The 23,589-nt window shown below is 70.5% G+C and carries 18 protein-coding genes; 14 read left to right on the forward strand and 4 right to left on the reverse strand.

Going from position 1 to position 23,589, the window contains the following annotated elements; translation table 11 throughout:
- Window positions 1-7 precede the first annotated feature (7 nt).
- The 3 genes from cphA to JI742_RS03780 all read left to right on the forward strand — a co-directional run bounded on the left by cphA (window position 8) and on the right by JI742_RS03780 (window position 7,228).
- Entirely contained in the window at window positions 8-2,593 is a 2,586-nt protein-coding gene (gene cphA / locus JI742_RS03770) for a cyanophycin synthetase (RefSeq protein ID WP_201824103.1), read from the forward strand.
- 263 nt (window positions 2,594-2,856) lie between these two features.
- On the forward strand, window positions 2,857-4,887 hold the full coding sequence (locus JI742_RS03775) for a DUF1631 family protein (RefSeq protein WP_201824105.1): 2,031 nt from the start codon (window positions 2,857-2,859) through the stop codon (window positions 4,885-4,887).
- Window positions 4,862-7,228: a patatin-like phospholipase family protein gene (locus JI742_RS03780; RefSeq protein WP_201824107.1), complete on the forward strand. Its 2,367-nt coding sequence runs from the start codon at window positions 4,862-4,864 to the stop codon at window positions 7,226-7,228. The genes JI742_RS03775 and JI742_RS03780 overlap by 26 nt, the downstream gene beginning before the upstream one ends.
- On the opposite strand, the gene yihA is transcribed toward JI742_RS03780, so the two are convergent.
- Window positions 7,229-8,080: a ribosome biogenesis GTP-binding protein YihA/YsxC gene (yihA, locus tag JI742_RS03785; RefSeq protein ID WP_201824110.1), complete on the reverse strand. Its 852-nt coding sequence runs from the start codon at window positions 8,078-8,080 to the stop codon at window positions 7,229-7,231.
- A 101-nt stretch (window positions 8,081-8,181) separates the two neighbouring features.
- Between yihA and JI742_RS03790 the strand changes: the two genes are divergently transcribed.
- The 5 genes from JI742_RS03790 to msrQ all read left to right on the forward strand — a co-directional run bounded on the left by JI742_RS03790 (window position 8,182) and on the right by msrQ (window position 14,393).
- Window positions 8,182-8,796, forward strand: coding sequence for a c-type cytochrome (locus JI742_RS03790; RefSeq protein WP_201824112.1), 615 nt, complete (start codon window positions 8,182-8,184; stop codon window positions 8,794-8,796).
- Between the two features lie 274 nt (window positions 8,797-9,070).
- Window positions 9,071-11,242 carry a cytochrome c biogenesis protein ResB gene (locus JI742_RS03795; protein WP_201824114.1) on the forward strand — a complete coding sequence of 724 codons (2,172 nt, stop codon included), beginning with the start codon at window positions 9,071-9,073 and terminating at the stop codon, window positions 11,240-11,242.
- Window positions 11,239-12,627, forward strand: coding sequence for a c-type cytochrome biogenesis protein CcsB (ccsB, locus tag JI742_RS03800; protein ID WP_201824115.1), 1,389 nt, complete (start codon window positions 11,239-11,241; stop codon window positions 12,625-12,627). Before JI742_RS03795 ends, ccsB begins: the two co-directional genes overlap by 4 nt.
- A gap of 136 nt (window positions 12,628-12,763) precedes the next feature.
- Window positions 12,764-13,771, forward strand: coding sequence for a protein-methionine-sulfoxide reductase catalytic subunit MsrP (gene msrP, locus JI742_RS03805; RefSeq protein ID WP_201824116.1), 1,008 nt, complete (start codon window positions 12,764-12,766; stop codon window positions 13,769-13,771).
- Window positions 13,740-14,393 (forward strand): protein-methionine-sulfoxide reductase heme-binding subunit MsrQ, encoded by a 654-nt coding sequence (gene msrQ / locus JI742_RS03810; protein ID WP_201824117.1) that lies wholly within the window; start codon window positions 13,740-13,742, stop codon window positions 14,391-14,393. The genes msrP and msrQ overlap by 32 nt, the downstream gene beginning before the upstream one ends.
- Window positions 14,394-14,400: 7 nt before the next feature.
- On the opposite strand, the gene JI742_RS03815 is transcribed toward msrQ, so the two are convergent.
- On the reverse strand, window positions 14,401-14,868 hold the full coding sequence (locus JI742_RS03815; protein WP_201824118.1) for an acyl-CoA thioesterase: 468 nt from the start codon (window positions 14,866-14,868) through the stop codon (window positions 14,401-14,403).
- 76 nt (window positions 14,869-14,944) lie between these two features.
- Here JI742_RS03815 and JI742_RS03820 point away from each other — a divergent pair, with 76 nt between their 5' ends.
- The 6 genes from JI742_RS03820 to JI742_RS03845 all read left to right on the forward strand — a co-directional run bounded on the left by JI742_RS03820 (window position 14,945) and on the right by JI742_RS03845 (window position 20,842).
- Window positions 14,945-16,819 carry an ABCB family ABC transporter ATP-binding protein/permease gene (locus JI742_RS03820; protein WP_201824119.1) on the forward strand — a complete coding sequence of 625 codons (1,875 nt, stop codon included), beginning with the start codon at window positions 14,945-14,947 and terminating at the stop codon, window positions 16,817-16,819.
- 33 nt (window positions 16,820-16,852) lie between these two features.
- Complete coding sequence (locus tag JI742_RS03825) at window positions 16,853-17,410, forward strand: YaeQ family protein (RefSeq protein WP_201824120.1); 558 nt, start codon at window positions 16,853-16,855, stop codon at window positions 17,408-17,410.
- A gap of 297 nt (window positions 17,411-17,707) precedes the next feature.
- On the forward strand, window positions 17,708-18,598 hold the full coding sequence (locus JI742_RS03830) for an amino acid ABC transporter substrate-binding protein (protein ID WP_201824122.1): 891 nt from the start codon (window positions 17,708-17,710) through the stop codon (window positions 18,596-18,598).
- A gap of 83 nt (window positions 18,599-18,681) precedes the next feature.
- On the forward strand, window positions 18,682-19,422 hold the full coding sequence (locus JI742_RS03835) for an amino acid ABC transporter permease (RefSeq protein ID WP_201824124.1): 741 nt from the start codon (window positions 18,682-18,684) through the stop codon (window positions 19,420-19,422).
- A 1-nt stretch (window position 19,423) separates the two neighbouring features.
- Window positions 19,424-20,092, forward strand: a complete 669-nt coding sequence (locus tag JI742_RS03840) for an amino acid ABC transporter permease (protein ID WP_201824126.1) — start codon at window positions 19,424-19,426, stop codon at window positions 20,090-20,092.
- 15 nt (window positions 20,093-20,107) lie between these two features.
- Window positions 20,108-20,842: an amino acid ABC transporter ATP-binding protein gene (locus tag JI742_RS03845; protein ID WP_201824131.1), complete on the forward strand. Its 735-nt coding sequence runs from the start codon at window positions 20,108-20,110 to the stop codon at window positions 20,840-20,842.
- 55 nt (window positions 20,843-20,897) lie between these two features.
- Here JI742_RS03845 and JI742_RS03850 read toward each other — a convergent pair whose 3' ends face one another.
- On the reverse strand, window positions 20,898-22,013 hold the full coding sequence (locus JI742_RS03850) for a WecB/TagA/CpsF family glycosyltransferase (RefSeq protein WP_236676766.1): 1,116 nt from the start codon (window positions 22,011-22,013) through the stop codon (window positions 20,898-20,900).
- Window positions 22,014-22,016: 3 nt separating this feature from the next.
- The gene (locus JI742_RS03855; protein ID WP_201824133.1) at window positions 22,017-23,573 is read right to left on the reverse strand and encodes an O-antigen ligase family protein; all 1,557 of its coding nucleotides are present in this window, start codon (window positions 23,571-23,573) and stop codon (window positions 22,017-22,019) included.
- Between the last annotated feature and the right edge of the window lie 16 nt (window positions 23,574-23,589).

Here is a 23,589-nt window from a genome sequence, read left to right on the forward strand (position 1 = left end):
CCATCCCATGGAAGTCTCCCGCATCCGGGCCCTGCGCGGCCCGAACCTGTGGAGCCGTCAGACGGCGATCGAGGCCGTCGTCCACTGCGGCCCGGACGAGCGCGATCTCGCCGCCCGGCCCGGCCTCGAAGGCCGCGTCCGCGCCCTCTACCCCGGCATCGGCCCGCTGCGCCCGCGCGCCGGCCTGGCCGAGGCGGTGCCGCTGGCCCAGGTGCTTGAAGCCGCCGCGCTGCAACTGCAAGCCCAGGCCGGCTGCCCGGTCAGCTTCAGCCGCACGACGGCGACGGTCGAGACCGGCACCTACCAGGTCGTGGTCGAGTATTCGGAGGAGGCCGTCGGCCGCGCCGCCCTGGCCGAGGCCGAGGCCCTGGTGCAGGCCGCGCTGCAGGCCGAGGGTCGCTTCGACCCCGAGGCGGCGATCGCCCGCCTGCGCGAGCTGGACGAGGACGAGCGCCTGGGCCCGAGCACGGGTGCCATCGTCGACGCGGCCCGCGCGCGCGGCATTCCCATCCGCCGCCTGACCCGCGGCAGCCTGGTGCAGATGGGCTGGGGCGCCAAGGCCCGGCGCATCCAGGCCGCCGAGGTCGACCAGACCGGCGCGGTGGCCGAGTCCATCGCCCAGGACAAGGACCTGACCAAGGCCCTGCTGCGTGCGGCCGGCGTACCGGTGCCGCTGGGCCGGCCGGTGCAGGATGTGGACGATGGCTGGACGGCGGCGCTGGAGGTCGGCCTGCCCGTGGTCGTCAAGCCGCAGGACGGCAACCAGGGCAAGGGCGTGACGGTCAACATCCAGACCCGCGAGCACTTCGCCATCGCCTACGGCGCGGCGGCCGAGTACGGCGAGGTCATGGTCGAGCGCTTCCTCGCCGGTCACGATTTCCGCCTGCTCGTCGTCGGCGACCAGGTGCTGGCCGCCGCCCGCCGCGACCCGCCCCAGGTGCTGGGCGACGGCGTGCACAGCGTGGCCCAGCTGGTCGACCAGCTCAATGCCGATCCGCGCCGCGGCGAGGGCCATGCCACCTCGCTGACCAAGATCCGGCTCGACACCATCGCCCTGGCCCGCTTGCAGGTGCAGGGCCTGGGGCCGGATTCGGTGCCCGAGCGCGGCCGGCGCGTCGTGCTGCGCAACAACGCCAACCTCAGCACCGGCGGCAGCGCGACCGACGTGACCGACGATGTCCACCCCGAGGTGGCGGCCCGCGCGGTCGATGCCGCGCAGATGGTCGGGCTCGACATCTGCGGCGTCGACATCGTCTGCGAGACCGTGCTGCGCCCGCTGGAGGAGCAGGGCGGCGGCATCGTCGAGGTCAATGCCGCGCCCGGCCTGCGCATGCACCTGAGCCCGTCCTACGGCAAGCCGCGCCAGCTCGGCCCGGCCATGGTCGAGCTGATGTTCCCGCATGGCGAGGACGGCCGCATCCCGGTCGTCGCCGTCACCGGCACGAATGGCAAGACCACGGTGACGCGGCTGATCGCCCACCTGTTCGCCAGCGCCGGCCTGCGCGTGGGCATGACCAACACCGACGGCGTCTACGTGAACGGCCGCACCATCGACCGCGGCGATTGCAGCGGCCCGAAGAGCGCGCGCAATGTGCTGGCCCATCCGGATGTCGATGCCGCCGTTTTCGAGACCGCCCGCGGCGGCGTGCTGCGCGAGGGCCTGGGCTTCGACCGCTGCCAGGTGGCCGTGGTCACCAACATCGGCAGCGGCGACCACCTGGGCCTGAACTACATCACCACGGTCGAGGACCTGGCGGTGCTCAAGCGCGTGATCGTGCAGAACGTCGCCCCCGGCGGCTGGGGCGTGCTGAATGCGGCCGACCCGAATGTGGCGCTGATGGCCGAGGTCTGCCCCGGCGGCGTGATCTTCTTCGCCGCCGACCGGCAACTGCCCGTCATGGCCCAGCACCGCGCCCAGGGCCGGCGCGTGGTCTACGTCGAGGGCGATGCCATCGTCGCGGCCGAGGGCTCCTGGCGCGAGCGCCTGCTGCTGCGCGAGCTGCCGATCACCCGCAACGGCAGCATTCCCTTCCAGGTCGAGAACGTGATGGCTGCCGTTGCCGCCGGCTGGGGCGCGGGCCTGAGCTGGGATGCGATCCGCCGCGGCCTGGCCAGCTTCGTCAACGATGCCGACAACGCGCCGGGCCGCTTCAACCTGATGGAGATCGACGGCGCGACGGTGATCGCCGACTACGGCCACAACCCCGATGCGATGCGCGCCCTGGTGGCTGCCGTCGACGCGCTGCCCCAGACCCCGGGCCAGCGCCGCAGCGTGGTGATCAGCGGCGCCGGCGACCGCCGCGACCAGGACATCCGCGAGCAGACCGAAATCCTCGGCGCCGCCTTCGACACCGTCGTGCTCTACCAGGACGCCTGCCAGCGCGGCCGCGCCGATGGCGAGGTGCTGGGCCTGTTGCGCGAGGGCCTGCGCGGCGCCGCCCGCAGCCGCGAGGTGCTGGAAGTCCATGGCGAGTTCCTGGCCATCGACACCGCGCTGGCCGCGCTGCGGCCGGGCGACCTCTGCCTGGTGCTGATCGACCAGGTCGATGCGGCGCTGGACCATCTGCGCCAGCGCCTGGGGCGGGCGGCCTGAGGTCTCTGGGGCGGCGGCGCCCTGTGGTGCGCTGCCCACAGCGGCGCAAGCGATGAGCGATCCCCCGTCTGAGGGGGGGGCGCTCCTGGGAAGATGGCGGGGTCAGCGTCATGGGCTTGCATGGCCCGCATGTCCCGGCCCGGTCGGCGGCATCGTCCTTGCAAGCTCCCGCCACCTGCCTGCGCGTTCTGCGGGCGCGTCCCCCCGGCCCATGCTGCGGAGCTGCCGCGCCCCTGGTGCCGCGGCCCGGCTTCCCGCCCGAGATGTCTGCCCCGCCCTCACCGTCTTCCCTGCACACCCTGCTGCTGAGCGAGCTGCCTGCCTGGATGGAGAGCCTGCGCAGCGGCCTGATCGCGCACCTGCCACTGCTCGTGCAGGCCGGTGCGCCCGCGGCGTCCTGCGCCGACGTGGCGGCCGTCGTCCGCCAGCACCTGCCGCTCTGGACGGCCGAGACCGCCCGGGCCTTGCACGACTGGCCTGAAAGCGCGCCCTTCCACCGCACCCAGCCCGGGGCCGGCGGCTTTCATGACGAAGGCGAAGCCGAGGCCTCGGCCGCCCTGCTGCGCCTGGCCGAGGCGCTGGAGGTTCAGCAGGCCCCGCGCCTGGCCCGGCTGCGCGAGCGCCTCGGGATGCAGTCCGCCGCCGGCACGCCGCAGGCCGGGCAGCACCGCCAGGACCCGCTGCAACCCGAGGGCCTGATCCATGCCGTCTGGCTGGGCAGCGCCGCGCTCGACCTGGCCCCGCCCAGCCGCTACCTGCTGCTGCAAGCGGCGGCCGGCCCGATGCTGACCCTGGCCGGCTCGGCCCTGGGCCATCTGGAGGCCCACCTGCCGCCGGCCGACGAGAAGGCCCAGCCCGCCGTCGCGCTGGACCCCAGCCTGCTGCGCCGCGCCCGGCCGGCCGGGCCGCCGGCCACGGGCCTGCCGCTCTACCGGGCGGGCGCGCTCGACAGCCTGCGCCTGGCCATCCAGCCCCGGGTCGAGGCGGTGGGCCCGGAGGTCGCCCGTTCCCTGCGCGAGCTGGACGAGATGATCTGCCGCATCGTCTCCGCGCCGGGGCCGGTGACCGGCCCCGAGGGGTCCAGCCGCCTGCCCAATCCCGTGCTGGACAGCCTGCCCTGGATCCAGTCGGTGGCGCGATACGACAGCGACCGGCAGGTGATCGAGCTGATCGCCCAGTTGTTCGAAGTCCTGCAGCAAGACCCGCAACTGCCGCGCAGCGTGCGCCAGCGCCTGGGCCTGCTGCAACTGCCGGTGCTGCGCACCGCGCTGGCCGAGCCCCGGGTGCTCGACAGCGCCGAGCACCCGGCCTGGCGGCTGATCGACCGCATCGGCCGGCACACCCTGGGTTTCAGCGATCCGCAGGACCCGCGCCTGCTGCGCGCCGCCGAGGGCATCGAGTGGGTCTGCGACCGGCTTTCCACCCGCGAGCGGCCCACCGGCGCAGCCTTCGAATCGGCCCTGGGCGTGCTGGAGCAGATCCTGGCCGGCGAGCTGGCCCTGGAGCGCCAGCAGCGCGGCGCCGACCGCGAACATGCCCTGCGCGAGCGCCAACTGCGTCGCGCCCAGACCGTGCAGCGCCGCCGCATCCAGGCCCGCCTGATGGAGCAGGAACAAGTGCGCGGCGAGCCGCTCCAGGCCCTGCTGCGTGGTTTCCTGCTGGGCGTCTGGCCGCGGGTGCTGGCCCAGGCCGCGCTCGACGAGGACGAGGGCCCGCAGGCTTTCGAGCGACTCGACCGCGTGCTCACGCCCCTGCTCCACACCCTGGCGCAGGTCGGACCGGACGGGCAGGAGCTGATGGATCCCTTGCTGGAGCGCGTGCAGCAGGGCTGCGCCGACGCCGGCGTGCCGCCCGCCCGTCACGAGGCGGTGAGCGCCTGCGTCGAGCGCCTGGCCGGGCGCCGCCTGCCGGCACCGGAGGCTGGCCCGCCCGCCGACGACGACGGGTCGGACTTGCTGCATGCCGCCATCCTGGCCTCTTTCTTCGACCTGGGGCAGCCGATCGACGAGCCGGTGCCCGAAGCCGTCGCCCATGTCCCGCGCGACTGGCTGCACCGCTTGCAGCCGGGCGACTGGTGCCGCATGCCGGTGGATGGCCGCTGGCGGGTGCTGCGCCTGCTCGAGGGCGGGCCGAGCGAGCGCGTCTACCTCTTCAGCGAGGCCGCGCGCGACGGCATCCACGCCTTCAGCGCCCGGGCCCTGGAGCGCCTGATGCTCGCCGGACTGGCCGGGCCCTACGAGTCCCGCAGCCTGCTCGAACGCACGGTCGATGGCCTGCTGGCGCGTGGGCACTGAGCGGCCCCGCGGCGCCTGGGCGCCCGCCGGCCGGCGGCGCCTGCCCGGCCTCTTGCTGGCGGCGCTCGCGCAGCTCGTGGCGCTCGCGCCGGCTGCCGCGGGCCCGGTGCCGCCTGCGGTGGCCGGGCTGCCGGCCCGGGCGGCTTCCGCCCCGGCCGAGGCCCGGCCCGGCGTGCCGGGGCGTCCGCGCATTGCCCTGGTCCTGTCGGGCGGCGGGGCGCGCGGCCTGGCCCACATCGGCGTGCTCAAGGTGCTGGAGCGCGCCCGGGTGCCGGTGGACCTGATCGTCGGCACCTCGATGGGCGCGATCATCGGCGGCCTCTATGCCAGCGGCATGGAAGCCTCGGCCATCGACGCCGAGATCCGGCGGGTCGACTGGGACGGCCTGTTCGCCAACCGCGTCGCCCGGCCCGAGCTGCCGCTGCGCCAGAAGGAGGACGACTACGCCGTCACCCCGGCGCTGGAGGTCGGCCTGCGCGACGGCGAACTGCGCGTGCCGCTGGGCACCGTCTCGACCCGCGGCCTGGAGCTGCTGCTGCGCCGCTACACCCTGCCGGTGGCCGAGCTGCGCGACTTCGACCGCCTGCCCATTCCCTTCCGCGCCGTCGCCACCGACATGGAGACCGGCCGGCCCGAGATCCTGGCCCACGGCGACCTGGCCCTGGCGATGCGCTCGAGCATGAGCGTGCCGGGCGTGTTCGCGCCCACCGAGCTCGGCGGCCGCCTGCTGGGCGATGGTGGCCTGGTCGACAACCTGCCGGTGGCCGTGGCGCGCAGCCTGGGGGCCGAGCGCATCATCGCCGTCAACATCGGCACGCCGCTGCAGCCGCGCGAGTCGCTCGACACCCTGCTCGGGGTGACGGCGCAGATGATCAACATCCTCACCGAGCAGAACGTGCAGCGCAGCCTGGCGCGGCTCGATGCGCAGCGCGACCTGCTGATCGCCCCCGACCTCGGCCGGCTGACGGCCGCCGACTTCCAGGAGGCTGCGGCCTTCATCGCCCTGGGCGAGGACCAGGCCGCGCAGCAATGGCCGGCCCTGCGCGCGCTGGCCCTGCCCGAGGCCGACTACCGGGCCTGGCGCGCGGCGCGCGGCGACTTCTCCACCCCGCGCAGCGCCCTGGCGCGGGTCGGCTTCAGTGGCTCCGACCAGACCCGGCCCGAGCGCTACGCCGGCCTGCTGGAGAGCCAGGCCGGCGAGCGCTTCGACGTGGCCGCGGCCGAGCGCGACGTGCGCCGCCTGGCCGCCGCCGGCGACTACACCCGGGTCGATTACCAGTTGCTGCCCGGCGCTGATGGCGACAGCCTGATCTTCAGCGTCGAGGAGAAGACCTGGGGCCCGAACTTCTTCCGCGTCGGCCTGGACTTCAGCACCGATTTCAGCGGCCGCGGCGGCTTCAACGTCAAGCTGCTGCATCACCGGCCCTGGCTGGACGAGGCCGGCCTGAGCTGGCGCAACCTCGTGCAGATCGGCACCGAACCCGGCTGGACCAGCGAGCTGCGGCGTCCGCTGGGTGAGCTGGCTTCGCCGCTGGGCGGCTGGTTCGCCGCGCTGGCGGGCGAGCTGGGCCGCGAGGAGGTACTCACTTACGCGGGTGCCGAGGGCGGGGAGACCGGCCGCATCCGCCGCACCCGCAGCCGACTGGGCCTGGACCTGGGCCAGCCCCTGGGCACCTTGGGCGAGCTGCGCCTGGGCGCCTACAGCGAGCGCTGGCGCGACCGCGTGGTCGTCGCCAGCGAGGCCTTCGACGGCCTGCGCGGCGGCATCACCCGGCGCGAGCGCGGCCTGCGCCTGCGCCTGGCCTTCGACCGGCTCGATTTCGCCAGCTTCCCGCAGGCCGGCTGGCGGGCGCGGCTGGAACTGGCCGCCGGCGCCCTGGACGACCAGGCCAGCACGGATCGCCGCCAGAGCTTCACCCGCATCGAGGCCGAGGGCACCCAGGCCTGGACCCTGGGGCGCCGCCATGTGCTGACGCTCTCGGGCCGGCTGCTGGCCAGCGGCCACGGCCGCAACACCGGGCAGGGGCTGGATGCGCTGGGGGGCTTCCAGCAGCTCTCGGGCTACAAGCCGGGGCAGATCGACGGCAACCAGATCCTCTTCGGCCGGGCCGTCTATTACGCGCGGCTCAGCCCCACGGCCCTGACCCGCGGCCTCTTCGCCGGCGCCTCGGCCGAGCTGGGCAATGCCTGGCGTCGGCGGGAGGACATCCGCCTGGGCGATCTGCGCAGCGGTTTCTCGGTCTTCCTGGGGGCCGACACCGGCCTGGGCCCGCTCTACCTGGGCCTGGTGCATGCGCCGCGCGGCGACACCGGCCTGGTGCTGCGCCTGGGCGCACCCTGATCAGGGCGCGGCGGGCGGCGGGCTGTCGCTTGCGCTGGCCTCGGTGGGCGCGTGGGCTTCGGGCGCCGGGCCGGGCTCGGGTACGGCGTCCTGCGGCGTGTCGCCCGCGGGTTCGGCGCCGGGTTCGGCGGCGGGCGCAGCGGCCAGGGCCGCGGCCCAGCGGGCGCGGCAGCCATCGGCCCATTCCCGCAGGCTGCCGGCGAGGTCGTCGACCCCCACCCGCTTGAGGGCGGAGAAAAGCAGCAAGCCGACGTCGGCATCCTCGGTGACATGCTCGGCCAGGGCCTCTTGCGCGGCGGCCAGCGCGCGGGTGGATTCGGCGCGGTTGAGCTTGTCGGTCTTGGTCAGCACGACCATCAGCTTGACCTCGCCGACAGCAATGCGCGGCCGCACGAAGTCGAGCAGGCGCTGATCCAGATCGGTCAGGCCCAGGCGCGGATCGACCAGCAGCACCACGCCGGCCAGGTTGCGGCGCTGGGCCAAGTAGTCGGCCATCACCTGCTGCCAGCGCAGCTTGGCCTGGCGTTCGACGGCCGCATAGCCGTAGCCGGGCAGGTCGGCGAACAGGGCCTCAGGCGCATCCTTGGGGCCGACGCTGAACAGATTGATGTGCTGGGTGCGGCCGGGGGTCTTCGAGGCGAAGGCCAGGCGGCGCTGCTGGGCCAGGGTGTTGATCGCCGTGGACTTGCCGGCATTGCTGCGGCCGACGAAGGCGATCTCGGGCAGCAGGCTGGTCGGAAGCTGGTCGAGACGGGCCGCGGTCGTCAGGAAGCGCGCGGTGTGCGTCCAGGCCAGGGCCGTGCGAAGGCTGCCTGCCTGGGGGGAAGCGTCGGGTATCAAGGGCTCAGTCATCCGGCATTGTAAAATCGAGTGTTTTCCCGAACCGCCATGACATCGCGAGACCGCGGTTTCTCGCGTGGTTGCCGATCTCTTCCGTCCACACAGCCTCCACCATGAAGTCCGTCCTGACCCTGCTGCTGGCGGCCGCGCTGGCTGCGCCCGCCCTTGCCGAGACCCCCCAGGCGCCGGTCAAGGCCGACCTGAAGAAGGGCGAGGCCATCGCCCAGACCTGCATCGCCTGCCACAGCGCCGATGGCAGCCGCGGTTCGCCGGCCAATCCCATCCTGCAAGGCCAGCACCCGGAATACCTCGTCCGCCAGCTCCAGGGCTTCAAGTCGGGCCAGCGCGCCAACGCGATCATGCAGGGCTTTGCCTCGGCCCTGAGCGAAGAAGACATGCGCAATGTCGCCGCCTTCTACGCCAGCAAGACGGCCAAGCCCGGCGCGGCCAAGAACAAGGACACCGTCGCCCTGGGTGAGTCGATCTACCGCGGCGGCATCCCGTCCAAGGCCGTTCCGGCCTGCGCGGGCTGCCACAGCCCCAGCGGTGCCGGCATCCCCTCGGTCTACCCCCGCCTTGGCGGCCAGCATGCCGACTACACCGCGGCGCAGCTCACCGGCTTCCGCGATGGCATTCGCAAGAACAATGCGCAGATGAGCACCATCGCCCAGCGCATGAGCGATCGCGAGATCCAGGCCGTGTCCGATTACATCGCCGGCCTGTATTGAGCCGACGGCCTCGGGCCCGTCCGGGCGCCGCGTGATCGCTCCCCCCGACCCGGTGTCGCCTGCGTGCGTCACCGGGTCGAGTTTTGTCCGGCCGCTGGGGGGCCTGCGGGCATCAGGCCCTTGTGGCCAGCTCAGACGAACTTAAGCCGCCGCTGATACGCTCCTTCAGTCGGCGCTGAACTTTCTCCGCGCTTCGCGCTCTGCCACCCGCCTTGCGGTGTGCGCAAGTGCCCTCGGCCTCCCCGGCCCGCCTGTTGTCCCCGTCCCCCGAACCATGTCCGCCAGCACCACCGGCCTGACCCTGAACACCCGCTCGCGCCCGCTGCGCGAGGCGGTCGAGGTGCTGTCCTCGATGCGCTTTGCCATCGCGCTGCTGACGGTGATCTGCATCGCCTCGGTCATCGGCACGGTCGTCACGCAGCGCGAGCCGGGCGTCAACTATGTCAACCAGTTCGGCCCCTTCTGGGCCGAGATGTTCGACCGGGTCGGCCTCTACAACGTCTACAGCGCCTGGTGGTTCCTGCTGATCCTGGCCTTCCTGGTGGTCTCGACCAGCCTGTGCATCGCGCGCAATGCCCCCAAGATCTTGGTCGATCTGCGCAGCTACAAGGAGCAGGTGCGATCCAACGCGCTCAAGGCCTTCCCGCACCGCGGCGAGGGTGAGCTGGGCGAGGCGCCCGAGGCCGCCCTGCAACGCGTGACCGGCCTGCTCGGCCGCCGCGGCTGGCGCTACAAGCTCGACGTGCGCGAGGCCCGTGCCGGCCAGGCCGGCGGGGTGATGGTCGCGGCCCGGCAGGGGGCGACCAACAAGCTGGGCTACCTGGCCGCGCATGGCGCCATCGTGCTGATCTGCATCGGCGGCCTGTTCGATGGCGATCTGGTCGTGCAGGCCCAGATGGCCCTGGGCGGCAAGCAGGCCTACAGCGGCGACGGCGCCCTGAGCACCGTGCCGCCCGAGCATGTGCTGAGCCCCGACAACCCGACCTACCGGGGTTCGCTCTTCGTCGGCGAGGGCCAGCGCTCGGGCGTGGCCGTGCTCAACCTGGCCGATGGCATCGTGCTGCAGCCGCTGCCCTTCGAGATCGAGCTGAAGAAGTTCGTCGTCGACTACTACGAGACCGGCATGCCCAAGCTCTTTTCGAGCGAGGTGCTGATCCGCGACCGCGAGACCGGGGCCGTGCGCGCCGAGACCATCCGCGTCAACCATCCGGCCGAGAGCCACGGCGTGGCCATCTACCAGTCCAGCTTCGAGGACGGCGGCTCGCGCCTGAAGTTCAAGGCCTGGCCGCTCAAGGGCGGTCCGGCCTTTGCCGTCGACGGCGCCGTCGGTGGCCGCACCCAGCTCAATGAGGCGGGTTCGGGCGAGCAGCTCGGCCTGGAGTTCACCGGCCTGCGCACCATCAATGTCGAGAACGTGACCGAGCCCGGCGCGGCCACGGCGGGCGCGGTCGACGTCCGCAAGGTCGACCTGGTCGACAGCGTGCAGCGCCACCTGGGCTCGGGCGCCAAGGCGCCGACCGAGCGCACCCTGCGCAACATCGGCCCGTCCTTCAGCTACAAGCTGCGCGATGCCGCAGGCCAGGCGCGCGAATTCAACAACTACATGCTGCCGGTGGAGCTCGAAGGCCAGCGCGTCTACCTGGCCGGTGTGCGCGACAACCCCAACGAAAGCTTCCGCTACCTGCGCATCCCCGTGGACGCCGAGGGTGGCATCGGCGACTGGATGCGCCTGCAAGCGGCCCTGCGCGACCCGGTGCGCCGCGAGGCCGCAGCCCGCAGCTACGTCGAACGCGCCACGCCCGACGAGCGACCGGAGATGCGCGACGCCCTGCGCGCCTCGGCCCAGCGCACCCTGGGCATGTTCGCGGGCGCCGAGCGCATCGACCCGCCCGGCGCGGCTGCGCCCGAAGGCCCGCCGCCGGCCGGCCTGATGGCGCTCTCCGCCTTCCTCGAGCAGAACGTGCCCGAGTCCGACCGCGAGCGCACCTCGGAAGTGCTGCTGCGCATCCTCAACGGCAGCCTGCTGGAGTTGCTGCAGCAGGCGCGTGCGGCCGAAGGCCTCAAGCCCCTGGCGCTGGATGAGTCGCTGCAGGCCTTCATGAGCCAGTCGCTGATCGCGCTGTCGGATGTCGCCTTCTTCCCGGCGCCGCTGCTGCTGACGCTGGAGAACTTCGAGCAGGTCCAGGCCAGCGTCTTCCAGGTCACCCGGGCGCCGGGCAAGACCCTGGTCTACCTGGGCTGTGCCTTCCTGATCGTGGGCGTGTTCGCGATGCTCTACATCCGCGAGCGCCGGCTGTGGGTCTGGCTGGAGGACCTCGGCGAAGGCCGCACCCGCCTGACGGCCGCCTTGTCCTCGACCCGCCAGACCCTGGATACCGACCGAGAATTCGATCAGTTGCGCACCGCCCTGCTGGCGGGACCGCGCACGGAGGAGCGTCCTGCATGAACACCACCACCTTGCGTCTTGAATCGCCCGGCCTGCTAGCCCGGCGTTCGGTTTACGACTGGGTCTTTGCTCTGTTGATCGTCGTCGGGGCAGGCTATGCCTGGCAACGCTACGGCGACAGCATGGACTTCTACGAGCGCGCCATCCTGCTGGGTGCCGTGCCTTCGGCCATCGCCCTCGGCTGGTTCTGGGGGCCGCTGCGCACGCTGATGCTGGGCGTGGGCGCGGCCAGCCTGCTGGCCATCGGCCTCTATGCCCAGGTCAGCGACGGTTTCGGTGCCGACCTGGACGCCGGCCAGAACAAGCTGCTGCTCAAGTATTTCCTGGCCAGCCAGAGCGCCATCCTGTGGATGGGCGTGCTCTTCTGGCTCAGCACCTTGTTCTACTGGATCGGCCTGCTGGGCCGCGGCCGCGCGGAAACCGCCGAGCGCCTGGGCAGCGTCTTCGCCTGGGGCGGCGTGGCCATGGCCCTGGTCGGCACCATGGTGCGCTGGTACGAAAGCCACCAGATCGCGCCCGATGTCGGCCACATCCCGGTCAGCAACCTCTACGAAGTCTTCGTGATGTTCGCCTGGATGACGGCGGCCTTCCATCTCTACTTCGAGTCGCTCTACCTCGGCCGCGCCCGCGAGGGCGGCACCGTGCACGGCGAATCCTCGGTGCGTTCGCTGGGCGCCTTCGTCATGCTGATCGTCAGCGCGGCGGTCGGCTTCCTGCTCTGGTACACGGTCACGCGCGAGGCGCAGCAGATCCAGCCCCTGGTGCCGGCCCTGCAGAGCTGGTGGATGAAGGTGCATGTGCCGGCCAATTTCGTGGGCTACGGCACCTTCGCGCTGTCGGCCATGGTGGCCTGGGCCTATCTGCTCAAGAGCGGCTCGCCGTCCTCGCTGCGCACCGCCTTCGTCTATGTGCCCATCGGCCTGAGCCTGGTGCTGCTGGGCTTCCAGAACTTCGGCGGCGTGACGCCCCAGGTCGAGACGGCGCTGGGCAAGAGCCTGCGCATGGTGGTGGGCGTCGGCCTGTTCTGCGCGCTGACGCTGGCGCTGCGCCGGCCCATCGTCGCCAAGCTGCCGAGCCTGGAACTGCTCGACGACGTGATGTACAAGGCGATTGCCGTCGGCTTTGCCTTCTTCACCATCGCGACCGTGCTGGGCGCGCTGTGGGCCGCCGAGGCCTGGGGCGGCTACTGGTCCTGGGACCCGAAGGAGACCTGGGCGCTGATCGTCTGGCTCAACTACGCGGCTTGGCTGCACATGCGCCTGATGAAGGGCCTGCGCGGCACCGTGGCGGCCTGGTGGGCCCTGGTCGGCCTGGTCATCACGACCTTCGCCTTCCTCGGTGTGAACATGTTCCTCAGCGGCCTGCACAGCTACGGCGAGCTCTGATCGTCAGGGCCGGGCTCGCCGCGCCGGGAGGCGGACGGGCCCCATGCCCGCAGGCCGGCGGCCGCGGGCGGCAGGCTGTAAGGTGAGTGATGCAGAGCCGACCACTCCCCATCGCCGAAGCCTGCCAGGAGCCCCCATGATCTCGTCCCGCGAACGCCGACTCGGCCTCGTCCACCCCCAAGCGTCCGACATCACCCCGCGGGCCGTGTTCGAGCAGCGGCGGGCCCTGATGCAGCGCATGGCCGCGGGCGGCGCCGGTGCGGTGCTGGCGAGCTGGGCCGCCCGCGACGCCCGCGCCCAGGTGGCCGCCACCGTGGCGCCGGGCCAGTTGCCGGCGCTCAAGTCGGTGCGCAGCAGTCTGGCCGGGGCCCTGGCCTCCGACACGGCCACGCCCCACAAGCTGGTCACGACCTACAACAACTACTACGAGTTCGGCACCGAGAAGGCCGATCCGGCCCGCCGCGCCCACACCCTGAAGACCGAGCCCTGGACGGTGTCCATCGAGGGCGAGGTGCGCAAGCCCATGAAGCTCGACCTGGACGCGCTGCTCAAGCTCGCGCCCATGGAAGAGCGCATCTACCGCATGCGCTGCGTCGAGGGCTGGTCCATGGTGATCCCCTGGATCGGCTGGTCGATGGCCGATCTGATCCGCAAGGTCGAGCCGACCGGCAATGCCAAGTTCGTCGAGTTCACCACCCTCGCTGACCCGGCGCAGATGCCCGGCCTGCGCTCGCGCGTGCTGGACTGGCCTTATGTGGAAGGCCTGCGTCTCGACGAGGCCATGAACCCGCTGACGATGATGGCCTTCGGCCTCTACGGCGAGGTGCTGCCCAAGCAGAACGGTGCGCCGCTGCGCCTGGTGGTGCCCTGGAAGTACGGCTTCAAGAGCGGCAAGTCCATCGTCCGCATCCGCTTCACCGAGAAGCAGCCGGCCACCTCCTGGAATGTGGCGGCCGCGCGCGAGTACGGCTTCTATTCCAACGTCAACCCCAAGGTCGACCACCCGCGCTGGAGCCAGGCCACCGAGCGCCGCATCGGCGACGACGGCCTGTTGCAGCGCCGCCGCCCGACCCTGATGTTCAACGGTTACGAGGCCCAGGTGGGCCAGCTCTATGCCGGCATGGACCTCGCCAAGTTCTACTGAGCCGCGCCGGCCCCGCCGGCCGCTGCTGCTGCATCCCCTGGCCCAGCCCCTGCTGGTGCTGCTGGGCCTGCTGCCGCTGGCCGAGCTAATCTGGCGGATCGCCGCCGACGCCTTGGGTGCCAACCCGGCCGAAGCCCTGATCCGCCAGACCGGCGACTGGACGCTGCGCATGCTCTGCCTGACCCTGGCCGTCACGCCGCTGCGCGAGGCCCTGGGCCTGCCCGCCCTGGCGCGCTTTCGCCGCACCCTCGGACTGTTCGTCTACTTCTACGCCCTGCTGCACCTGAGCGCCTATGCCTGGCTGGACATGGGCCTGGACCCGGCCGCCGTGGTGACGGACATCCTCAAGCGCCCCTTCATCCTGGTCGGCTTCCTGGCCCTGCTGCTGCTGACGCCGCTGGCCGCGACCTCCTTCAATGCCGCGATCCGGCGCCTGGGCGCGGTGCGCTGGAAGCGCCTGCACCGGGCCGTGTACGCAGTGGCCGGCCTGGCCCTGCTGCACTTCTTCTGGATGCGTGCGGGCAAGCAGGACTTTGCCGAGGTGGCGGTCTATGCCGCTGTGATCGCGCTGCTGCTGGGCTGGCGCCTGCGCGGCATGCTGGCCCGCAGGCGCAGCGCCTGAGCCTGGCTCAGGCGCTGCCGGGCGGCAGCGGAATGTCGGCCGGCAGCGGCCGCGGGATGGGCCGGCGCTGGCCCTGCCGGTCGATGGCCACATAGGTGAGCTGGGCCTCGGTCACCTTCACCACGATGGGGTCTGCCGGGTTGCGCTCGGCATAGACCTCGACCGCGACCGTGACCGAGGTGTTGCCCACCGCCACCACGCGGGCATAGAGGCTAAGCAGATCGCCGACCGACACCGACTGGCGGAAGACGAATTCCTTGACCGCGATGGTTGCGATGCGCCCGCGCGCGAGCCGGGCCGAGAGCACGGCGCCCGCCAGGTCCACCTGCGACATGATCCAGCCGCCAAAGATGTCGCCATTGCCATTGGCATCGGCCGGCATGGGCAGCACGCGCAGCACCGGGGACTCGCCGACGGGCAGGGCGCTGAGCTCGGGCTGGGGGCGGGAACGGGTGTCGCGCGGGTCTTCGATCATGGGATTCCGTGGCGTGGCTGCGGGGGCGGGCTCAACGGCGACACTGCGCGGCTGGCCCTTTCCTGGATTGTCGAATATGCGTGCCCATGACCCTGTCGCGCCCCCGGCGCCGGCCGCTCTGGCCGGGTCGGCTGCGGCTGCGCCGAACCCGCGCTCCGACTGGCGCACCCTCGGCCGGCTGCTGCCCTATTTCTGGCAATACCGCGTCCGGGTGGCCCTGGCCCTGGCCTGCCTGATCGGCGCCAAGGCCGCCAATGTCAGCGTGCCGCTGCTGCTCAAGCAACTGGTCGACAGCCTGGCCCTGCCGGCCGGCGATCCGCGCGCCGTGCTGGTGGTGCCGGTGGGCTTGCTGCTGGCCTATGGCGGGCTGCGCCTGTCGACCTCGCTGTTCACCGAGCTGCGCGACCTGGTCTTCGCCAAGGCCAGCGAGGGTGCGGCCCGCTCGATCGCGCTGCAGGTCTTCGAGCACCTGCATGCGCTGAGCCTGCGCTTTCACCTGGAGCGCCAGACCGGCGGCATGACCCGCGACATCGAGCGCGGCACCCGCGCCGTGCAGTCCCTGGTCAGCTACTCGCTCTACAGCATCGTGCCGACGCTGGTCGAGGTCGGCCTGGTGCTGGCCATCCTGGGCACGCAGTTCGATGCCGGCTTCGTGCTGATCACCTTGGCCGCGCTCGTGGCCTACATCGTCTTCACCGTGCTCGTGACCGAGTGGCGGACCAAGTACCGCCGCAAGCTCAACGAGCTGGATTCGAGCGCGCACACCCAGGCCATCGATTCGCTGCTGAACTACGAGACGGTCAAGGTCTTCAGCAACGAAGGCCACGAGGCCCGCCGCTACGAGGCCAGCCTGGAGGCCCTGCGGCGCGCAAGGCTGCGCTCGCAGTCGACGCTGTCGATCCTGAACACCGGGCAGCAGTTGCTGATTGCCGCGGCGCTGATCGCGATGCTGTGGCGCGCGACCGAAGGCGTGGTCTCGGGCCGGCTCAGCCTGGGCGATCTGGTGATGATCAATGCCTTCATGATCCAGCTCTACATCCCGCTGAACTTCCTAGGCGTGATCTACCGCGAGATCAAGCAGGCGCTGACCGACCTCGACAAGATGTTCCTGCTGCTCGAGCGCGAGCGCGAGATCCAGGACGCGCCCGGTGCCGTCGAACTGCTGCGCCCGCCCGGCAGCCCGCCGCCGGCCTTGCGTTTCGAGGACGTGCACTTTGCCTACGACCCCGGCCGCCCCGGCGCACCGGGCCGGCCGGTGCTTCAGGGCCTGAGCTTCGAGATTCCGGCCGGCCACACGGTGGCGGTGGTCGGCCCCTCGGGCGCGGGCAAGAGCACGCTGGCGCGGCTGCTCTACCGCTTCTACGACGTGCAGGGCGGCCGCATCACCCTGGACGGTCGCGACCTGCGCCAGCTCACCCAAGCCAGCCTGCGCCGGGCCATCGGCATCGTCCCGCAGGACACCGTGCTCTTCAACGACAGCGTGGCCTACAACATCGCCTACGGCCGGCCGGGCGCGGCGCAGGCGGAGATCGAGGCGGCGGCCCGCGCCGCGCACATCCACGACTTCATTGCCGGCGCGCCGGCCGGCTATGCCACGCGCGTCGGCGAGCGCGGCCTCAAGCTCAGCGGCGGCGAGAAGCAGCGCGTAGCCATTGCCCGCATGCTGCTCAAGGATCCGCCGATCGTGATCTTCGATGAAGCCACCTCGGCCCTGGATTCCGCCAACGAGCGCGCGATCCAGGCCGAGCTGCGCGCCGCAGCCCGGGGCAAGACGGCGCTGGTCATCGCCCACCGCCTGTCGACCGTGGTCGATGCCGACCAGATCCTGGTGCTGGAGGCCGGCCGCATCGTCGAGCGCGGCCGCCATGCCGAGCTGCTCGCCCGCGGCGGCGTCTACGCGCGCATGTGGGCCCTGCAGGCCCAGGGCGGCGAGGGCGCTGTGCGAGACTGACCCGTTACGCCCCGCGCGCGCCCGAGTCTTCCTATGGCCCTCAAGTCCACCATCTTCAAGGCCGAGCTGCAGATTGCCGACATGGACCGCGGCGTCTACGCCAGCCCGCAGCTCACCCTGGCCCAGCACCCCTCCGAGAACGAGGAGCGGCTGATGGTGCGCCTGCTGGCCTATGCGCTCAACACCCGCGGCGAGGTCGACCAGCCGCCCCTGGCCTTCGCCCGCGGCATGACCGAGATGGACGAGCCCGACCTCTGGCGCAAGACCTATGCGGACGAGATCGAGCTGTGGATCGACGTCGGCCTGCCCGACGAGAAGTGGATCCGCAAGGCCAGCCACCGCAGCCGCGAGACCCTGGTCTATGCCTGGGGCGGCAAGACGCCGATCTGGTGGGCCCAGCACAAGGGCACGCTGAGCCGCCTGCCGGGCCTGCAGGTCTGGCAACTGCCCGTCGAGCAGGTGGCGGCCATGGCCGGGCTGGTCGCCCGCAGCATGCGCTTGCAGTGCACGGTGCAGGACGGCCAGATCTGGCTGGGCGACGGCGAGCAGACGGTCGAGATCCAGCCGCAGCGCCTGCATCCAGCACCCTGAAGAGGCCGGCGCCGCGCCGCGCCGCCCGCGCATGCCTCCGACCGCCGGCCGCCCGGCGACCCGCCGCCCGGCATGCCGCAGGGCATGCGGCATGGCATGGAGCTTGCGCGAGCCTTGCGACCCGTGCGCTGCCGCCTCGGCGCTTTTTGACGCCGTTTCTGCCGCCGCTCCCCTGGGGTATGTCCGGGGGGTCGTGCACGTGGTCCCCACACGTCCGGCGCCGGATGCCTGGGTTAGATTGCCCCGAGGCATGCCGTCCCATCCTGCGGCGTCCGCACCTTTTTCTGGAGCTTTCCGATGAAACATACACTCCTGACCCTCGCCCTGGCCGGCCTCGCTTTTGGTGCCCAGGCCGACACCCTGAAGAAGATCAAGGACAGCGGCAGCGTCACCATGGGCGTGCGCGAGTCCTCCGGCGCGCTCAGCTACACCCTGGGCGACGGCAAGTTCGTTGGCTACCACGTCGAACTCTGCGAGCGCGTGCTCAAGGACGTGCAGAAGCAGCTCGGCCTCGGCGCCCTGACCACCAAGTACCAGCCGGTCACCTCGCAGAACCGCATCCCGCTGGTGCAGAACGGCACCGTGGACATCGAGTGCGGCTCGACCACCAACAACGCGACCCGCCAGAAGGACGTGAGCTTCGCCGTCACCACCTTCGTCGAGGAAGTGCGCATCGCCGTCAAGTCGAACAGCGGCATCACCGGCATCGGCCAGCTCAACGGCAAGAAGGTCGCCACCACCACGGGTACCACCTCCGTGCAGACGCTGCGCAAGAACGAGCGTGCCACCGGCGTGAACTTCGAAGAGGTCTACGGCAAGGACCACGCCGACAGCTTCCTGCTGCTCGAATCGGGCCGCGCCGACGCCTTCGTGATGGACGGCGCCATCCTGGCCGGCAACATCGCCAAGGCCAAGAACCCGGCCGACTTCAAGATCGTCGGCGAGGTGCTCAGCGTCGAGCCCATCGCCATCATGATGCGCAAGGACGACCCGGCCTTCAAGAAGGCGGTCGACGACAGCCTGATGGCCATGATGAAGAGCGGCGAGATCGCCAAGATCTGGGACAAGTGGTTCCTGCAGCCCATCCCGCCCGCCAACACCAAGGTCGGCATGCCGGCCAATGACAACACCAAGGCGGCCTGGGCGGCGCCGAACGACAAGCCGATGGAAGCCTACGCGGCCAAGTGAGTGCAGGGGGCGGGGCGGTTCGCGGTGCGCCGGGCGCACGCTAGCCGCAGCCCGCCCGAGGAAGGTCGGACGAGGAGGCGCCGGTGGGCAACTGGGATTGGCAGGTGTTCTGCAAGGACACCATCGACGGCGAAGTGCGGCCGTCCTGCTTCGGCGAGGGCGGGGACATCACCTACCTCGACTGGATGCTTTCGGCCTGGGGCTGGACGCTGTCGGTGGCCCTGCTGGCGCTGGTCGTCGCGCTGGCCGTCGGCTCGCTGATGGGCATCCTGCGCACGGTGCCCGACAAGCGCCTGGCCTTCCTCGGCAATGCCTGGACCGAGCTCTTCCGCAACATCCCCCTGCTGGTCCAGATCTTCCTCTGGTACCACGTGATCCCGGGCCTGATCCCGCCGCTCAAGCAGGTGCCGAGCTTCGCGCTGGTGGTGCTGGGCCTGGGTTTTTTCACGTCGGCGCGCATCGCCGAGCAGGTCAAGGCCGGCATCCAGGCCCTGCCCAAGGGCCAGCGCTATGCCGGACTGGCCGTGGGCCTGACCCTGCCGCAGACCTACCGCTACGTGCTGCTGCCCATGGCCTTCCGCATCGTCATCCCGCCGCTGACCAGCGAGAGCATGAACATCATCAAGAACAGCTCGGTGGCCTTCGCGGTCAGCATTGCCGAGCTGACGATGTTCGCGATGCAGGCGCAGGAGGAGACCTCGCGCGGCATCGAGGTCTACCTGGCGGTGAGCGCGCTGTACTTCGTCTCGGCCTTCACGATCAACCGCATCATGCTGGTGGTCGAGGACCGGGTCCGCGTGCCCGGCATGGTCGGAGGCAAGTGAGATGTTGAACCTCGACTACAGCTTCCTCGACTGGGGTGTCGTCAGCGGCTTCATCCTGAAGGGCCTGGTCTTCTCGGTGCAGCTCACGCTGATCGCCATGGTTTGCGGCATCGCCCTGGGCACGGTGCTGGCGCTGATGCGGCTCTCGGGCAAGCCCTGGCTGGTGATCCCCGCCTCGATCTATGTGAACACCCTCCGGTCCATCCCGCTGGTGATGGTGATCCTGTGGTTCTTCCTGCTCATCCCGCTGCTGATCGGCCAGCCCATGGGCGCGGAGTTGTCGGCCATCATCACCTTCACGATCTTCGAGGCGGCCTACTACTCCGAGATCATGCGGGCCGGCATCCAGAGCGTGCCCCGCGGCCAAGTGCAGGCCGGCTACGCGGTGGGCATGAGCTACGGGCAGACGATGCAGCTCATCGTGCTGCCGCAGGCCTTCCGCAACATGCTGCCGGTGCTGCTGACGCAGACCATCATCTTGTTCCAGGACACCTCGCTGGTCTACGCCATCGGCGCCTACGACCTGCTCAAGGGCTTCGAGGTGGCCGGCAAGAACTTCAACCGGCCGGTCGAGACCTACCTGCTCGCCGCGCTCGTCTACTTCATCATCTGCTTCAGCCTGTCGATGCTCGTGCGTCGTTTGCAGCAGAAGATCCAGATCATCCGCTGAACCACGGACCCCGCCATGATCGAGATCCAGAACGTCTCCAAGTGGTACGGCAGCTTCCAGGTGCTGACCGACTGCACGACCACCATCCAGAAGGGCGAGGTCGTCGTCGTCTGCGGCCCCTCGGGCTCGGGCAAGAGCACGCTGATCAAGACGGTGAATGCGCTGGAGCCCTTCCAGAAGGGCGACATCGTCGTCAACGGCATCAGCATCGCCGACCCCAAGACCGACCTGCCCAAGCTGCGCAGCCGTGTCGGCATGGTCTTCCAGCACTTCGAGCTGTTCCCGCACCTGAGCGTGACGGAGAACCTGACCCTGGCACAGATCAAGGTGCTGGGCCGCGGCAAGGACGATGCCCTGGCCCGGGGCCTGAAGATGCTCGACCGGGTCGGCCTGATCAAGCACAAGGACAAGTTCCCCGGCCAGCTCTCCGGCGGTCAGCAGCAGCGGGTGGCCATTGCCCGCGCGCTGTCGATGGATCCGATGGTCATGCTCTTCGACGAGCCGACCTCGGCCCTGGACCCGGAGATGGTCGGCGAGGTGCTCGACGTCATGGTCCAGCTCGCCAACGAGGGCATGACCATGATGTGCGTGACCCACGAGATGGGCTTCGCGCGCAAGGTCAGCCACCGCGTCATCTTCATGGACGCCGGCAAGATCATCGAGGACTGCAAGAAGGAAAGCTTCTTCGGCGAGCCCGAGGCGCGCTCGGCGCGGGCCAAGGACTTCCTTTCGAAGATCCTGCAGCACTGAAGCGGCTCGGGCGCCGCGATGCTCTGCTTGGCCCCGCCCGGGCAGGCCGGGCGGCTCAGTCCAGCAGACCGCTGAGCTTGAGCTGAAGTCGTGCCCGCCAGGCGCGCGGGGCCTGGATATCGGCGGCCACATGCGGCCGGTCGGACCGGCGCAGCAACATCGCCGCGGTGGCGGCGTCCAGGCTGCGCAGCTCGCGAAGGTCCCAGGACGCTGGTTTGTCGCCGGCCGGCTGGGCCGCCAGGGCCTGGCGCAGCGCCGGGCCGCCCTCGCCGCTGAGCTGGTAGCTGCGGCCGTTGACGCGAAGCTGGGCGGGGGCCTGCTCGCGCCCCGCCGCCGGTCGGGCGCCGAACAGCCACTGCGGCAGCACCCGCCCCAGCAGCAGCCGCAGCAGCCCGCCGCCGTCGTACAGGTAGCGCCGCCAGATGCCGCGCTCGGTGGCAATCCGCCACAGCCACTCCAGCCCCAGGCTGCGGGCCCAGACGGGCGCCCGGTCCAGCCGGCCGGCGGTGAAGTTCACGACCGCGCCGAGGTGGCTGATCAGCGGGGCCTGCACCCGGTCGCGGTTGCGCAGCGCCCAGGCCTGACCCTTGACCGCGCCGAGTGCGACGACGAGGAAGTCGGCGCCGCTGGCATTCAGCGCGGCCAGGGTGGCTTCGTCGCTGAGACTTTCGACATCGCCGAAGCCGGCCGCGAAGCCGCCCACGCCGGTCAGGCCGGGGGACAGGCCTTCGGCATGCCGCCGGGCGAGCTGGGCTGAGGCCTCTTCCGCCGCCCCGGGCGGGCCGCCGAAGAAGGCCACCTTCAGCGGCGGGCCGGGCAGGCGCTGAAGGTCCTCGAACAGGTCGGAGCCGGCCACCCGCTCCGGCAGCGGCAGGCCGAGCAGGCGGGCCAGCCAGACCAGGGGCTGACCGTCGACCAGCACGAGATCGCTTTCCAGCACCGATCGGCGAAAGGCCGGGGCCGACTGGGCGGCGACCAAGAAGTTGACATTGACCGTCGAGAAGAAGCAGCGCTCGCCTGCGCGAGCCCGGGCGCGGAGGAGTTCCGCCGCCTCGCGACGGCTCACCGCGTCAAAGGGCAGGCCGAGCAGGGCATAGGCATCGAAGGTCTTCGGCTCATGCTGCTTCACAGCGGCCCTTGAGCCGTCAGCAGGTCCATCCTTGACGGTCATGAATCAGGCGTGGCGCCACTGGGGGGGTGGGGCCATGCGCGGGCTCGGGCTCGGCCTTGCCGGGACCTTGGCAGTGACAGGCTTCAGCCGGCTGTAGGTCAGCGCCAGGCCGGCCACCAGGATCTTCAGGGTGATGACACCGACGATTGGGCTGCACGTCGCAACGAAGATCATCATGCCGATGCTTGCGGCAAAGATGCTCCGCCCCATGCCATCCAGCTCGACGTCACGCTTGCGGTTGCGCGCCCAGGCCTGGAAGGTGGCAAAGAGCACCAGCAGGAAGACGCCGACGTAAAGCACGAGGCCGAACAGGCCCGTCGACAAGGCAATGATCACGTAGGTGTTGACGAAGTCGATGAAGCCGTCGCCCTGCATCAGATGGGTGAAGGCATGGTTGGTCTCATAAGTGAAGGTGCCCAACCAGGGGTTCTGGCGAATCACTTCGATCGAGGCCTTGAGCAGTTCCTGTCGGAAGACCACGGTCTCAGCATCAAGGGTGCCGATGAAGGGTAGATGGTCAACGATCTTGGGGCCCAGTGGACTAATGAGCACCAGTGGCAGCACGAGCAGCCCCAATCCGCTGAGCTTGGCCAATCGCGCCACACCGTCGCGGCTGATGAGCAAGTAGGCGAACAGCCCAACCGCTGCGCCCAGCCAGGGGCCTCGGGAAAGCGGTGCCCAAAGGCCCGCGCAGACCACCATGATCAGGAAAGCATGGAGGGCCTTGGACGCCCGCAAGCCCATCGACACGATGAAGCACAGCGCCACCATCATGAACAGGCCCATGACCAATGGATGGCCCCCGGGGCCTGCGGCACGCAGACTATCTCCGCGGGTCAGGTGGACGTGGCGGAAAGTCTTCAAGTCCAGGGTGAGGATCAGGTCCGGGTAAAGCAGCCAGCCCTTGAGGTTTTCGAACACGACGATCGGCGCAACCACCATCCAACCCAGCACCAGGGCACCCATCACCTCCCGGACGTCATTGCGGCTGGTCAGGCCGCGGGTGACGGCGTAGTAGGGAATGATCACGTCGAGGAACATGCCGATGCCCTCGCGCACCGTCACAGTCAGCGGAAGGCCGGAGGTGCTGAGCAGGGTGATGCGCAGCACGATGTAGCCGAGCACCCACAGGTCGACGAGACGGATCCAGCCTGTCAAGCGCTGATTGCGGTTGTTGATCAGCACGCTCACGCAAAGCGGCAGCAGGAGGACAAGGTTCAACACCCGCAGGTAGTTCAGGTCCAGCAGGTAGTTGATGGCCCCCAGACCGGGCAACGGGGCCGAGTAGGGTGGGATGCAGAAAGCAAGGAAGGCATACAGCGCGATGGTCTGCTTGTCGCGCAGTTTCAGAAGAAACAGGATCAGGAAGAGCAGGAAGGCGAAGATCCAGAAACTGCTCGAGATAAAGGCCGCGAAGGTGATGCCCAGCCAGCCCGCAGCCCGTGTCCAGTAGGTTTGCGGCGACATGCCGCGCTGGATGTAGAACCTGCTGCACAACAGGAACATGCCCCCCGCCAGCACGAAGATGACGAAAAGCGCCTTGAGGTGAACGAGGGTCATGATCGGTCGGGCGTGA

The sequence above is a fragment of the Piscinibacter lacus genome (assembly GCF_016735685.1).
In the GTDB taxonomy this organism is placed as follows: domain Bacteria; phylum Pseudomonadota; class Gammaproteobacteria; order Burkholderiales; family Burkholderiaceae_C; genus Aquariibacter; species Aquariibacter lacus.

Bases quoted from the DNA above. Each gene is read 5' to 3' on its own strand.
- cphA (WP_201824103.1), top strand. From the start codon at position 8: ATGGAAGTCTCCCGCATCCGGGCCCTGCGCGGCCCGAACCTGTGGAGC.
- JI742_RS03775 (WP_201824105.1), top strand. From the start codon at position 2,857: ATGTCTGCCCCGCCCTCACCGTCTTCCCTGCACACCCTGCTGCTGAGC.
- JI742_RS03780 (WP_201824107.1), top strand. From the start codon at position 4,862: ATGGCCTGCTGGCGCGTGGGCACTGAGCGGCCCCGCGGCGCCTGGGCG.
- yihA (WP_201824110.1), bottom strand. From the start codon at position 8,080: ATGACTGAGCCCTTGATACCCGACGCTTCCCCCCAGGCAGGCAGCCTT.
- JI742_RS03790 (WP_201824112.1), top strand. From the start codon at position 8,182: ATGAAGTCCGTCCTGACCCTGCTGCTGGCGGCCGCGCTGGCTGCGCCC.
- JI742_RS03795 (WP_201824114.1), top strand. From the start codon at position 9,071: ATGTCCGCCAGCACCACCGGCCTGACCCTGAACACCCGCTCGCGCCCG.
- ccsB (WP_201824115.1), top strand. From the start codon at position 11,239: ATGAACACCACCACCTTGCGTCTTGAATCGCCCGGCCTGCTAGCCCGG.
- msrP (WP_201824116.1), top strand. From the start codon at position 12,764: ATGATCTCGTCCCGCGAACGCCGACTCGGCCTCGTCCACCCCCAAGCG.
- msrQ (WP_201824117.1), top strand. From the start codon at position 13,740: ATGCCGGCATGGACCTCGCCAAGTTCTACTGAGCCGCGCCGGCCCCGC.
- JI742_RS03815 (WP_201824118.1), bottom strand. From the start codon at position 14,868: ATGATCGAAGACCCGCGCGACACCCGTTCCCGCCCCCAGCCCGAGCTC.
- JI742_RS03820 (WP_201824119.1), top strand. From the start codon at position 14,945: ATGCGTGCCCATGACCCTGTCGCGCCCCCGGCGCCGGCCGCTCTGGCC.
- JI742_RS03825 (WP_201824120.1), top strand. From the start codon at position 16,853: ATGGCCCTCAAGTCCACCATCTTCAAGGCCGAGCTGCAGATTGCCGAC.
- JI742_RS03830 (WP_201824122.1), top strand. From the start codon at position 17,708: ATGAAACATACACTCCTGACCCTCGCCCTGGCCGGCCTCGCTTTTGGT.
- JI742_RS03840 (WP_201824126.1), top strand. From the start codon at position 19,424: ATGTTGAACCTCGACTACAGCTTCCTCGACTGGGGTGTCGTCAGCGGC.
- JI742_RS03845 (WP_201824131.1), top strand. From the start codon at position 20,108: ATGATCGAGATCCAGAACGTCTCCAAGTGGTACGGCAGCTTCCAGGTG.
- JI742_RS03850 (WP_236676766.1), bottom strand. From the start codon at position 22,013: ATGACCGTCAAGGATGGACCTGCTGACGGCTCAAGGGCCGCTGTGAAG.
- JI742_RS03855 (WP_201824133.1), bottom strand. From the start codon at position 23,573: ATGACCCTCGTTCACCTCAAGGCGCTTTTCGTCATCTTCGTGCTGGCG.